Raw genomic sequence first — 12,364 nt, forward strand, 5'->3', positions numbered from 1 at the left:
ACTAGGCTTTTGATTTTGCAAGGTTTAACGCTTCAATAATCGTATTAGGTGCCAGTTTTAATTTGAAGTCATTACCTCCAAAGCCTTTTGCATCTTTCATGGCCAATTGCGCAGCCTGCTCAAAATGGTTTAAGCTAGCTTCTTTTCCCTTTAAATAAAGCTCAGATGCAGTTAAACGCCAGGGTTTATGTGCTACGCCACCCATGGCTAACCGAACATCAATAATTTTATTATCGACGATTTCAAATGCTGCCGCTACCGATACCAGTGCAAAAGCATAAGAAGCCCTGTCCCTAACTTTAAGATAGTGGTAATTTTTATTCAGCTTACTGATAGGAATCTCTAAACCAACGATCATTTCATCAGCCTTTAAGTTATTGTCTAACTGTGGTGTATCTCCAGCTAAGCGATGAAAATCTTTAAATGCCATTTTGCGTTCGCCTTTAGCATTGGCCAATACCACTTCGGCATCTAATGCTGCTAAAGCTATGCACATATCGCTGGGGTGAACAGCTATACATTTTTCAGAAGTCCCAAAAATAGCATGCATCCGGTTAAAACCTTCCATAGCTCCACATCCTGTTCCGGGTTGCCGCTTATTACAAGGCATTTCAATATCGTAAAAATATCCGCAACGTGTACGCTGCATCATATTACCGCCAACCGTAGCCACATTTCTCAGTTGCGCCGATGCACCTGCCTGTAAAGCCCATGAGAGTAAGGGCAGTTTTTCTTTGATCAGCGCATGATCTGCAACGGCTGTATTGGAAGCCAGTGCTCCAATGTGGATTTTATCCCCAACCTGTTTAATTTGTTTGAGTGGGACATGGTTGATATCAATAAGTTTTTCTGGTGCAGTAACACCTCTTTTCATCAGATCGATTAAGTTGGTACCGCCTGCAAGAAATTTTGCATTTTTATCTTTAACCAATAAAGCAATTGCCGATTTTGCTGTGGTTGTTCTGAGGTATTGAAAATTGATCATACCGTCTGACCTCCTTCCTTTACTTCAATAATTGCATCAACTATATTAGGATAAGCACCACACCTACAGATATTTCCACTCATGTATTCGCTTATCTCGGCCCTTGAATTAGTATGGCCTTCACGCACACAGGCTACTGCAGACATAATCTGACCAGGTGTACAATAACCACATTGAAAACCATCATGTTTGATAAAGGCAGCCTGCATAGGATGTAAAGTATCGCCATTGGCCAAACCTTCAATCGTGATGATTTTCTTTCCCTCATTCATTACCGCTAAGCTGAGGCAGGCATTTATCCTTTGTCCATCTGCATGAACAGTACAGGCGCCACACTGGCCATGGTCACATCCTTTTTTAGTGCCTGTTAAATGTAATTCTTCACGCAGGTAATCTAAAAGCGTTACCCTTGGCTCAACTGTTGTTTGATAAGCCTTATTATTTACAGTAAGCTTTAGAGGGATTTTCTCAAAAAGCTCCGCAAAACGTTCGTCAGCGTTATTTTCTGCTGCTTTGATGGCCACACCTGGCGTTAGCGCAATGGCCGTAATTACTGAACTTTTTTTAAGGAAATCGCGCCTGCTATCGCCTTGATTTGGTTTCTGATCAGAAGATTTCATAATTGGATATTTATTAATCGATGTATTCCCAGAATCTTCATTATTATAAATTCTTCGCTAAAAATCACCAGATTTTTCCGGTATTTCCATCTTTAAATTTAATATAAAAATTAAAGCTAACTTTCCTTAGTTTGGTAGGTAAAAGAAAAGTTACTTCTAGAAATTAACATCAACAAATACAAAACCCAATTATGTCACTAATTGTTCGAACTTATATGTTATAATTTTGAACTTATATGTTATAATATAGCTTGTCTAATCCGGATCAGTTTGGTGAGTGTTTCTTCCAGCAAATCTAAGTGTAGCATATTGGCACCATCTGATTTTGCATTTGCAGGATCAGGATGTGTTTCTATAAATAAACCATCTGCACCAACTGCAATGGCTGCTTTGGCAATGGTAGAGATGAGTTCTGGTTTACCGCCGGTAACACCGCTGCTTTGGTTAGGCTGCTGTAAACTATGCGTACAGTCCATTACCACGGGCACGCCAAAACTTTGCATTTCTGGTAAACCGCGATAATCAACAATCAGATCCTGGTAACCAAAAGTATTGCCTCTATCAGTTAAGATCACTTTGTTATTGCCTGCTTCTTTTACTTTTTCGACAGCAAATTTCATGGAACCAGCTGATAAAAACTGGCCTTTTTTAACGTTAACTACCTTTCCGGTTTCGGCAGCTGCAATTAATAAATCGGTTTGGCGGCATAAAAAAGCCGGGATCTGCAATACATCAACATAAGCGGCAGCCATGGCTGCTTCACCACTTTCGTGAATATCGGTAACGGTTGGCACACCAAATTCTCTGCCAATCCTTTCCAAAACGCGTAAAGCTTTTTCATCACCAATTCCCGTAAAGGAACTCCCTTTGCTCCTGTTCGCCTTGCGGTACGAACCCTTAAAAATATATGGAATCTGCAGTTTATCGGTAACTGTAATAATCTTATCAGCGATTCTCATGGCAATATCTTCGCCTTCAATAGCGCACGGACCAGCCATTAAAAAGAAATTTCCTGAATCGGTATTTTTTAATTTATCTAAATAGTTTAACATGTAAAATGTATTATGGAAGATGGATAATGGAAAATATAAAAACTAAATTTAATGGAAAATGGGAAGGATAAACAGATACATTATCCATCTTACCTCTCCCATTTTATTACATCAATCTAGTTTCCTAGTTCTGACATGAATTTAATCCGCATCAATTGAATTTCTTCGCGGGTATAATCGGTTTCGCCCAGTTCATTAAGCGCTTCATCTATAGAATCACTTTCGGCTGCTCTGAAATAATCGAAAACTTCATCCTGTCTATCATCATCAATCACTTCATCAATGAAATAATTCAGGTTAAGTTTAGTACCTGAGTTAACAATCGATTCAACTTCTTTCAGGATTTCTTCGTAAGTGATGCCTTTTGAATCGGCAATATCTTCCAAACCAATCTGTCTGTCGATATTTTGGATAATCGAAACCTTCATCTGCGATTTATTGGCCTGCGTTTTAATAATCAGATCAATAGGACGTTCGATATCATTATCCTCCACATATTTTTTGATCAATTCGATAAATGGCGTCCCGAATTTCATGGCTTTGCCTGAACCTACACCAGAAATCTGGCGAAGTTCTTCCATGGTAATGGGATAATGGGTACACATTTCCTCCAAAGACGGATCCTGGAAAACCACAAACGGAGGAACACTTTTCTGCTTCGCAATTTTTTTACGTAGCTCTTTCAGTAATGATAGAAGATGGGTATCTAAAGCACCAGTACCATGTTTCACGTCATCATCATCATCATCAGTACCATTCTCTATGGGTTCATTCAATATAAATTTAAGGCTGTAAGGATTAACAATAAAATCTTTCCCCTGCCTGGTTAACTTTAATAAACCATAATTGTCAATATCCTTAAAAAGATAATTGTTCAAAACAGCCTGCCTGATAATTGATTTCCACATCAACTCACCTTCTTCTTTACCAATTCCAAATTCAGGAGCCTTACTATGTTCGTAAGCAATGGTTTGCGCTGTTTCCAAACCTAAGAAAACGTTTAAAAGGTGTGCATCGTCAAATTTCTCTCCGGATTTCTCAATAAACTTTAATAAGGTAGATAACTGGCTTTCGGCATCAAACTGTTTTTTAGGCTTTTTGCAGTTGTCGCACATACAGTTACAGCCAGTTTCATTAAAGTTCTCACCAAAATAGTGAAGAATCTGCTTACGACGGCAAACGCCGGATTCGGCATAGTCAATTACTTCCTTTAATATCTGCGTACCAATCTCTCTTTCAGAAACGGGTTTATCTTTCATAAACTTGGCCAGTTTATCTACATCTTTTTGAGAGTAGAAAGCAATGCATACGCCTTCGCCACCATCACGTCCGGCCCTGCCTGTTTCCTGATAATACCCCTCCATGCTCTTAGGCACATCGTGGTGGATGACGAAGCGAACATCCGGTTTGTCAATCCCCATACCAAAGGCAATGGTTGCCACAATGACCTCTGCATCTTCCATCAAAAATTTATCCTGCGTTTCTGCCCTCACCTTTGGATCTAAGCCTGCATGATAGGGTAATGCGCTGATTCCGTTGAGGTTTAAAGCTTCGGCCACTTCTTCTACCTTTTTACGGCTAAGGCAATAGATAATTCCTGATTTACCCGGATTAGACTTGATGTATTTAATGATCTCTTTGGTAATATCTCTTTTTGGACGAATCTCGTAAAATAAGTTCGGCCGGTTAAATGAAGACTTAAATAATGTTGCTTCCGTCATACCCAGGTTTTTCATAATATCCTGCTGTACTTTTGGTGTGGCAGTGGCAGTTAAGGCAATAATTGGAATGTTATTACCTAATCCGGCAATAACCTGTTTAATCTTACGGTATTCAGGCCTGAAATCGTGCCCCCATTCAGAAATACAATGCGCTTCATCAACGGCAACAAAAGAGATTTTAATCAGGTTTAAAAAATCAATATTATCCTGTTTTGCCAAAGATTCAGGCGCAACATATAATAATTTGGTCTGGCCGCTTAAAAGGTCAGATTTAACTTGTGTAATTTCAGATTTGTTTAAGGATGAATTAAGAAAGTGAGCAATACTGTCACTTCCACCAAAAGCCCTTAGCTGGTCTACCTGGTTTTTCATTAAGGCAATCAAAGGAGAAATCACAATTGCCGTTCCCTCGCTCATTAAAGCGGGCAACTGATAGCAAATAGACTTCCCTCCGCCTGTGGGCATAATCACAAAAGTATTATTGCCTTCTAAAATATTGGTAATGATCGACTCCTGATCACCCTTGAAATTATCAAACCCGAAGAAATTTTGTAGGTTATCAAATAACGACTTTTTCACGTCCATTTTGTGTAATAAAATATGCGATGCTATTTTTGTATCCAAAATAACATAATTTTACAAGAATTTCAAGTATTAACAAACAATTATTTTCTCTTTGAAAAGTAAAAAATCCATAATCCAATCAGCTATAGGCACTTTAGAGCTTGAGGCAGCTGCAATATTAAATGTTGCGAAGAATATTAACGACGATTTTGAAAAAGTCGTATCAAGCATTTTAAATGGCAAAGGGCGGGTAATTGTAACGGGCATAGGAAAAAGTGCAATCATTGCGCAAAAAATGGTGGCGACTTTTAATTCAACCGGCACACCTGCTATTTTTATGCACGCTGCCGATGCTATTCACGGTGATTTGGGGATGATCCAGGTAGATGATATCGTCATCTGCCTTTCCAAGAGTGGAAATACACCAGAAATTAAAGTACTTACCCCTTTATTGAAAACAGCCGGCAATCTCCTGATCGGGATGGTTGGAGAATTGAATTCTTTTTTGGCAGAGCAGGCCGACCTGATTTTGAATACCGCTTTTGAAAAGGAAGCCTGTCCGCATAATCTGGCACCAACAACCAGCACCACAGCGCAATTGGCATTGGGCGATGCCTTGGCCATTTGTTTGTTGGAGTGCAGAGAATTTAATGAATCCGATTTTGCAAAATATCATCCAGGTGGATCACTGGGTAAAAAACTATATTTAAAAGCACGTGATCTGGCCTTATCCAACGAAAAACCTGCTATACATCCGTCTGCATCAGTTAAAGATGTATTGATAGAAATTAGCAAAAACCGTTTGGGGGCTGTTGTTGTTGTAGATAGCGACGATAACGTACTTGGTATTATTACGGATGGTGATATTAGGCGCATGTTGGAAAATAACAGTAGTATTGCAGACTTAAAAGCAGAAGATATCATGGGCAGAACACCAAAGAGCATACAGTTTGATGCTCTGGCAGTTGATGCTCTGGATATTATTAAACAAAACAATATCACCCAGTTGTTAGTTCTGGAACAAAATAGTTACTTTGGCATCATCCATTTACACGATCTTTTAAATGAAGGCATTGTGTAGTTTTAAATAATAAAATGAATAAAAACTATTATGCATTAATTATGGCCGGTGGCGTTGGAAGCCGCTTTTGGCCAGTAAGTAGAACCGAATATCCAAAGCAATTTATCGATTTTTTTGGTGTTGGAAAAACCCTTATCCAAAGCACTTACGAAAGATTTTTAAATATCTGTCCTCCTGAAAATATATTTATTGTAACCAACGAAATTTATTCTGATCTGATTAAAGAGCAGTTGCCTCTTTTAACTGATAACCAGATTTTGGCCGAGCCTTTAATGAGAAATACAGCACCTTGTATAGCTTATGGAAGTTTAAAAATTGCGGAATTAAATCCTGATGCCACCATTGTGGTTGCGCCTTCAGACCATACCATTGCCAATATCGATGGTTTTGTAGCGTCTATTGAGCAATCTTTAGAAGCGGCATCCAAAAATGATTGTTTAATCACTTTGGGCATTAAACCTAACCGTCCAGATACCGGTTACGGTTATATTCAGCATACTGATTATGTGCTTAATACTGATACCGATCTGCATAAAGTTAAAACCTTTACCGAAAAGCCAAATTTAGAACTGGCCAAATCATTTTTGCAGAGTGGCGATTTCTTATGGAATGCCGGGATCTTTATTTGGTCGGCCAAAGCGATATTAAAGGCCTTCGAAAAACATCTGCCCGACATGTATGAAATATTTAATGTGGGAAGATCTGAATTGAATAAAGGCAGTGAAAAAGAATTTATCAATAATGCTTATCTTCAATGTACCAATATTTCAATCGATTTCGGAATCATGGAAAAAGCTGAGAACGTTTACGTGCTTCCATCTGATTTTGGCTGGTCTGATTTAGGTACCTGGGCCTCCATTTATGAGATGGCTGAGAAAGATTACGTGGGTAACGCGGTTATTCCTTCGGAACAGGTGCTGATGTTCGATTCATCAAATTGCATGGTGAATGTTCCAAAAGATAAACTGGTAATCTTACAGGGACTGCATGATTATATCGTGGTTGAAAACAATAACATGCTTATGATCTGCCCAAGAAATGAAGAACAAAAAGTTAAAGAGTTTGTGGCAGAAGTTAAATCCAGATTTGGAAACAGGTTTATATAAACATGGATGATGTGAGATGTAAAATGGATGATGTATAACTATCTTACATCATCCATTTTACATTTAACGTTCAGAGATCCTGAAACGAGTTCAGGAAGACGTATTGATGAGATGTGGATTATCAATTCCATCAACCCTCTTCCCTTACCCATCTTCCATTCTTAAACCGTTCTCTGCCTAACTGCTTCATATAAAATTACCCCGGCAGCTACTGAAACATTTAATGATTCAATTTTTCCGGCCATTGGTATTTTAGCTAAATGATCGGCCACCCTTAAAAGGTCATTAGAAATGCCTTCATCTTCTGAGCCCATTACTATGGCTGTAGGCATGGTATAATCCGGGCTATAGATAAAATCAGTGGTTTTTTCGGTACAGGCTACAACCTGCAGACCACTTTCCTGTAAAAACAAGCAGGTTTTGTGCAGGTTGGCATGGCGGCAAATCGGAATGCTGAATAATGCACCTGCAGACGTTTTAATGGCATCGGCATTAATCTGCGCCGCATTTTTTAACGGAACAACAATGGCATGAACACCTACACAGGCAGCCGTACGTGCTATTGCGCCCATGTTGCGGACATCAGTAACGCTATCTAATACCAAAATTAACGGCACTTCGCCTTTTTCGAAAACTGCAGGGATAATGTCTTCTATGTTTTGATAGGTAATTGGAGAAATTACAGCAATTACACCCTGGTGATTTTTCTGCGACATGCGGTTCAGTTTCTCCACGGGAACCGAGTTTAATGGTATTAACGTATCTTTTAGAAGGGCTTTCAGTTCCAGGAAAAGTTCGCCTCCCAAACCGCGTTGCTGATAAATGGTTTCAATGTCTCTGCCTGCTTTAACGGCTTCAATTACGGCCCTGATGCCAAATACAAACTCATTATTCTCTTTTGCCCGTTGCGGTCTTCTAAAATTATCCATGTTTCAAAATTGTTAGGCAAAAGTATTCAAATAAAATGTTTTAGCCCCAAACAATGTGTTCCTTATTAACATTTAATTGTTTAAAAATTTTTATCACACCCTAAATCCAATAAAATTTAATCTGATTATGCTTCAATTTGTTAACAAACAGCTAGAAACTAATTCAAACAACCCCATCAAAATTTGATTACTTTTGTGGAATGAGTATCGATAACGAACAAGGCGGAAAGAACAGTATGACTGCTAGAAAAAGCAGGTTAAGTAATACCATAAGCTCACAGGGGAAAATTCCTCCACAGGCATTGGATCTGGAAGAAGCTGTTCTTGGGGCATTAATGCTCGAAAAAGATGCACTTTCTGCAGTAATTGATGTTTTAAAGCCAGAGGTTTTCTACAACATTGCCCACCAGAAAATCTTTGAAGCGATCCATATTCTGTTCCAGAAATCGAAGCCGGTAGATATTTTAACAGTAACTGCTGAGCTGCGTACTTTAGGTTCACTGGAAATGGTTGGCGGTGCTTATTACATTACGAGTTTAACCAACCGTGTTGCTTCTGCGGCGAATATAGAATTCCATGCGCGTATTATCTCTCAGAAATATATTCAGCGCGAGCTGATCAGAATTTCAACTGAAATCATTACAAATGCCTACGAAGATACAACCGATATTTTTGACCTCTTAGATCAGGCAGAGAAAGGCCTTTTTGAAATTGCCCAGAACAACCTGCGTAGAGATACGCAAAAGATGGACGACATTATTAAACAATCTTTAGCTACGCTTGAAGAACTTCGTACTAAAACAGATGGTTTAACCGGAGTGCCAACCGGTTTTACGGGATTAGATAGAATAACCGGTGGTTGGCAAAAGCAAGATTTAGTCATTATTGCTGCCCGTCCGGCGATGGGAAAAACGGCTTTCGTACTCACCTGCGCAAGAAACGCCACCGTCGATTTTGCAAAACCAACTGTCGTATTCTCGCTGGAGATGTCTTCAGTTCAGCTGGTGAATCGTTTAATTTCCGGAGAAGCAGAAATTGAGCAGGAAAAAATCAGAAAAGGAAATTTACAGGAATGGGAATGGCAACAGTTACACAGTAAAATCGGCCGTTTAACCGAAGCTCCCCTATTAATTGATGATACACCTGCACTGAATATTTTCGAATTCAGGGCAAAATGCAGAAGATTAAAATCACAATACGACATTCAATTGGTCATCGTCGATTACCTGCAGTTAATGCATGGTAAAGGCGAAGGAAAAGGTGGTGGTAACCGTGAGCAGGAAATTGGTAGTATATCAAGAGCGCTTAAATCCGTTGCAAAAGAGCTGGATGTACCGGTATTGGCCCTATCACAGTTAAGTCGTGCGGTAGAGAGCAGGCCAGGTTTACAGGGAAAGCGACCAATGCTGTCAGATTTACGTGAGTCGGGTTCAATTGAGCAGGATGCGGATATGGTATTGTTTTTATACCGCCCTGAATATTACGGCATTACCGAAGATGAGCAAGGGAGATCGCAAGCGGGTATCGGTGAGGTGATTATTGCTAAACACCGTAATGGTGAAACCGGAATTGTACCACTTAAATTTGTGGGTAAATTTGTGAAATTCCAGGATCTGGAAGATGATTTTAATGCGCCGCCTAATTCATTCGCTGCCGATCCTTCTGCTGGCATGTATCCATCTCAGGATTTTGAAAAACAAAGCAACGTAATTATCCGTCCTTCAAAAATGGACGACTATAATGATGATGATCCGCCTTTTTAATTCTCTTTTATCGTCATTTCGAGCGAAGTGCGGCGTAGTCGTGAAATCTTTAACATGGTTCAACCATTTAATCTGTAATGGATTGGTCAATCCAATCAAACTATTCTCATTTTCAGAATTAGATGATAAAAGAAAATCCCTTGCATTCTTATCAGATACAAGGGATTTTATGTGCAAAGGCTTTTTCTACAGACCGAAAAGCAAACCTGCATTAAAACTGGATCGGTTTGACCTGATCTGGTAACCTTGATTTTGTTTAAACAGATCGGTAAAGCCGGATTGTCCATCAAGTTCTAATAAAACCTTTACTCTATTGGCTACAGGCAACTTCACTCCGATACCCAGATCAATACCAATATCTCTGTTGTGGATAAAATTCTTTAAATCGGTATTAAATTTTGTTTCGCTCGCATTTAATAAAATGCCGAAATATGGTCCAAAGTTTAAATACCAGTTTCTTTTCTTACCAAAATGCCAGTTCGCCATTACCGGGATGGTCAGGTAGTTGATGTGGTAATCGGTGATAAAACTTTGCCCGTTATCTAAATCGGTTAAATAACCGCTGTCCCAGCCTTTTTGATCATATCCGATCTTCGCTTTAATACTCCATCTGTCTGAAAAGAAATAATCTCCAACGGCTGTAACGTTAAAGCCATTTCTGTAATTGCTGTTGGTTTGGTTACTTGTTGATACGGTGGCCAGGTTATAACCAACGTGAAGCCCTAATTCCAGACTGTTTTTTTCTTGTGCCTGGCTGGTCATGCCGAATCCGGCAATTAATAAAAGCGTTAATAGTTTCTTCATTGTTTATCTGATTTAAATTTCGGCGAAGATAAAACTAAAAAACAAGTTATTGAAAAAACAACGGTAATTTTAAAATGATGTTAATTAAAGGATGTAGCCAATAATAATACCTGCCAATACAATAATCGGCGGACTTATTTTTGTAAAATTAAGCAATAGAAATGTAACGAGCATAATGCCTAAAAATAACCAGTTAAAGCCCATTGGTATCAACAATAACACGAAGGCAGCAATAATAAACCCAACACTAACGGCATTGATCCCAGAAAGGCTGTGGCGGATCCTGGAGATTTTTTTCAGATCATCCCAAAAGGGTACAATAAATAAAACAAGGATAAGGCCAGGTAAGTTAATCCCGATCACACCGATCAATCCGCCTAAAACCTGGCCCCATAATCCATATCCAAAATTCTTCATGCTCAATGCGCCTAAGTAGCTGGTAAAAGAAAACGTTGGACCAGGTAAGGCCTGCTGCAATGCGAAACCCGATAAAAAACCAGATGAAGGCAAGTAATGTTTCATTTCTACAAACTCGGTAAACATTAAAGGAACAAGCACCTGCCCTCCTCCAAAAACCAATATTCCGTTACGGTAAAAGTTTTCGAGTAAACGGATCGGTAAACTAAATGGAGAAGTTCTGTTTATAATGGCGCCTACCAATGCGAACAAAAGCAAAGCACCAAGAAAGTAGACCAGTTTTCGGGGATTGATATTTGAAAAAAGTTTAACCCTCAATTCTGTTTCTTCTTTTGGCGTTTCAATAGCCGAAGAGATCATTCCCCCTATTAATATTGATAATGGAAATACATAGGCATTTCTTAAAACCAAGGTGGCAATAACTGAAGCAATGGCCAAAAATATAGACACTTGTGAGGATAGGACCTTTTTGCCAAGTTTCCATGCACCATAAGCTACGATGCCCAGTGCAATGGGCTGAATATATTCTAAAATGTAATTAAACTTTTGTTTTTGATCGAGTAATGCATAACTGATTGCTGCAAAAGTCATTATAGTCGCGGTGGGCAATATCCAGATCAGAAAAGTAATAATGGCCAGTTTAAGCTTTCCCACCTTCCAGGCTATCCCAACCAGGGTTTGTGTAGATGCCGGACCGGGAAGTACCTGTGCCAATGCATTTAACTCTAAAAGTTCTTCTTCTGAGATAAATTTAGCACCATGAACAAAATATTTAAGCAACAGAGACAGGTGCGCCTGTGCCCCACCAAAAGAGGTCAATGTAAAAAAAATAACATTCCGGATAAACAGCCACTGCTTTTTGGCAGCGATAGGTTTGTTCTGCATTAATTTAAACTGATAACGGTTAATTGAAAACTGGCCTAGTCATCCTCATAATCCAATCCGGCGGCTGTGTGATATGCGCCCTGCAATTCTGAAAAAGCATGCATATCTCTTTTATTTCTGGCTACCTGCATCCCCTTTTGATAAATTTCGATTGCTTTCTCTTTTTGATCGTCTTTTTCCAGTAACTTGCCTAAATGATAGTAGGTACCTACATAATCAGGATGTTTATCGGTTAATTGAAGGTAAAAAGAATAAGCTTTTTCTTTATCATTTTGAGTGTTATACTCTGTGGCTAAGGCATATAATATAAACGGATCGTTAGGATCGCTTTCTAAAAATTCCAATAACTTACTTAAACGGGTGGATGACATTTTATTTCCTTGCTTTTTTAATTAAATTTGCAGAAAGACCTTATATAATAATCATATCGTATATGG

General features: G+C 39.0%; 11 protein-coding genes. 3 read left to right on the plus strand and 8 right to left on the minus strand.

All coding sequences use genetic code 11. From position 1 onward, the window contains the following. Window position 1: 1 nt before the first annotated feature. The 4 genes from ABEG20_RS07785 to recQ all read right to left on the minus strand — a co-directional run bounded on the left by ABEG20_RS07785 (window position 2) and on the right by recQ (window position 4,963). Window positions 2–985: an FAD binding domain-containing protein gene (locus tag ABEG20_RS07785; protein ID WP_406826810.1), complete on the minus strand. Its 984-nt coding sequence runs from the start codon at window positions 983–985 to the stop codon at window positions 2–4. Continuing rightward, window positions 982–1,605 carry a (2Fe-2S)-binding protein gene (locus ABEG20_RS07790; RefSeq protein WP_406826811.1) on the minus strand — a complete coding sequence of 208 codons (624 nt, stop codon included), beginning with the start codon at window positions 1,603–1,605 and terminating at the stop codon, window positions 982–984. The genes ABEG20_RS07785 and ABEG20_RS07790 overlap by 4 nt, the downstream gene beginning before the upstream one ends. Window positions 1,606–1,844: 239 nt before the next feature. Continuing rightward, on the minus strand, window positions 1,845–2,657 hold the full coding sequence (gene kdsA / locus ABEG20_RS07795) for a 3-deoxy-8-phosphooctulonate synthase (protein ID WP_406826812.1): 813 nt from the start codon (window positions 2,655–2,657) through the stop codon (window positions 1,845–1,847). A 116-nt stretch (window positions 2,658–2,773) separates the two neighbouring features. Next, window positions 2,774–4,963, minus strand: coding sequence for a DNA helicase RecQ (recQ, locus tag ABEG20_RS07800; protein WP_406827387.1), 2,190 nt, complete (start codon window positions 4,961–4,963; stop codon window positions 2,774–2,776). A 91-nt stretch (window positions 4,964–5,054) separates the two neighbouring features. On the opposite strand from recQ, the gene ABEG20_RS07805 reads away from it, so the two are divergent. Next, entirely contained in the window at window positions 5,055–6,023 is a 969-nt protein-coding gene (locus ABEG20_RS07805; protein ID WP_406826813.1) for an SIS domain-containing protein, read from the plus strand. Window positions 6,024–6,037: 14 nt separating this feature from the next. Next, a complete protein-coding gene (locus tag ABEG20_RS07810; protein ID WP_406826814.1) occupies window positions 6,038–7,129 on the plus strand; it encodes a mannose-1-phosphate guanylyltransferase in 1,092 nt (363 codons plus the stop codon). Between the two features lie 161 nt (window positions 7,130–7,290). On the opposite strand, the gene rlmB is transcribed toward ABEG20_RS07810, so the two are convergent. Continuing rightward, window positions 7,291–8,058 (minus strand): 23S rRNA (guanosine(2251)-2'-O)-methyltransferase RlmB, encoded by a 768-nt coding sequence (gene rlmB, locus ABEG20_RS07815; protein ID WP_406826815.1) that lies wholly within the window; start codon window positions 8,056–8,058, stop codon window positions 7,291–7,293. 200 nt (window positions 8,059–8,258) lie between these two features. Between rlmB and dnaB the strand changes: the two genes are divergently transcribed. Next, on the plus strand, window positions 8,259–9,821 hold the full coding sequence (dnaB, locus tag ABEG20_RS07820; RefSeq protein WP_406826816.1) for a replicative DNA helicase: 1,563 nt from the start codon (window positions 8,259–8,261) through the stop codon (window positions 9,819–9,821). 186 nt (window positions 9,822–10,007) lie between these two features. On the opposite strand, the gene ABEG20_RS07825 is transcribed toward dnaB, so the two are convergent. The 3 genes from ABEG20_RS07825 to ABEG20_RS07835 form a co-directional block, all read right to left on the minus strand. Further along, window positions 10,008–10,625 (minus strand): porin family protein, encoded by a 618-nt coding sequence (locus ABEG20_RS07825; protein ID WP_406826817.1) that lies wholly within the window; start codon window positions 10,623–10,625, stop codon window positions 10,008–10,010. A gap of 84 nt (window positions 10,626–10,709) precedes the next feature. Next, window positions 10,710–11,927 (minus strand): chromate efflux transporter, encoded by a 1,218-nt coding sequence (chrA, locus tag ABEG20_RS07830; protein ID WP_406826818.1) that lies wholly within the window; start codon window positions 11,925–11,927, stop codon window positions 10,710–10,712. 35 nt (window positions 11,928–11,962) lie between these two features. Further along, on the minus strand, window positions 11,963–12,298 hold the full coding sequence (locus ABEG20_RS07835; RefSeq protein ID WP_406826819.1) for a tetratricopeptide repeat protein: 336 nt from the start codon (window positions 12,296–12,298) through the stop codon (window positions 11,963–11,965). Between the last annotated feature and the right edge of the window lie 66 nt (window positions 12,299–12,364).

Source organism: Pedobacter sp. KACC 23697, from assembly GCF_045348445.1.
GTDB lineage: Bacteria > Bacteroidota > Bacteroidia > Sphingobacteriales > Sphingobacteriaceae > Pedobacter.

Bases quoted from the DNA above. Each gene is read 5' to 3' on its own strand.
- ABEG20_RS07785 (WP_406826810.1), bottom strand. From the start codon at position 985: ATGATCAATTTTCAATACCTCAGAACAACCACAGCAAAATCGGCAATT.
- chrA (WP_406826818.1), bottom strand. From the start codon at position 11,927: ATGCAGAACAAACCTATCGCTGCCAAAAAGCAGTGGCTGTTTATCCGG.
- ABEG20_RS07835 (WP_406826819.1), bottom strand. From the start codon at position 12,298: ATGTCATCCACCCGTTTAAGTAAGTTATTGGAATTTTTAGAAAGCGAT.
- rlmB (WP_406826815.1), bottom strand. From the start codon at position 8,058: ATGGATAATTTTAGAAGACCGCAACGGGCAAAAGAGAATAATGAGTTT.
- recQ (WP_406827387.1), bottom strand. From the start codon at position 4,963: ATGGACGTGAAAAAGTCGTTATTTGATAACCTACAAAATTTCTTCGGG.
- ABEG20_RS07790 (WP_406826811.1), bottom strand. From the start codon at position 1,605: ATGAAATCTTCTGATCAGAAACCAAATCAAGGCGATAGCAGGCGCGAT.
- ABEG20_RS07810 (WP_406826814.1), top strand. From the start codon at position 6,038: ATGAATAAAAACTATTATGCATTAATTATGGCCGGTGGCGTTGGAAGC.
- ABEG20_RS07825 (WP_406826817.1), bottom strand. From the start codon at position 10,625: ATGAAGAAACTATTAACGCTTTTATTAATTGCCGGATTCGGCATGACC.
- dnaB (WP_406826816.1), top strand. From the start codon at position 8,259: ATGAGTATCGATAACGAACAAGGCGGAAAGAACAGTATGACTGCTAGA.
- kdsA (WP_406826812.1), bottom strand. From the start codon at position 2,657: ATGTTAAACTATTTAGATAAATTAAAAAATACCGATTCAGGAAATTTC.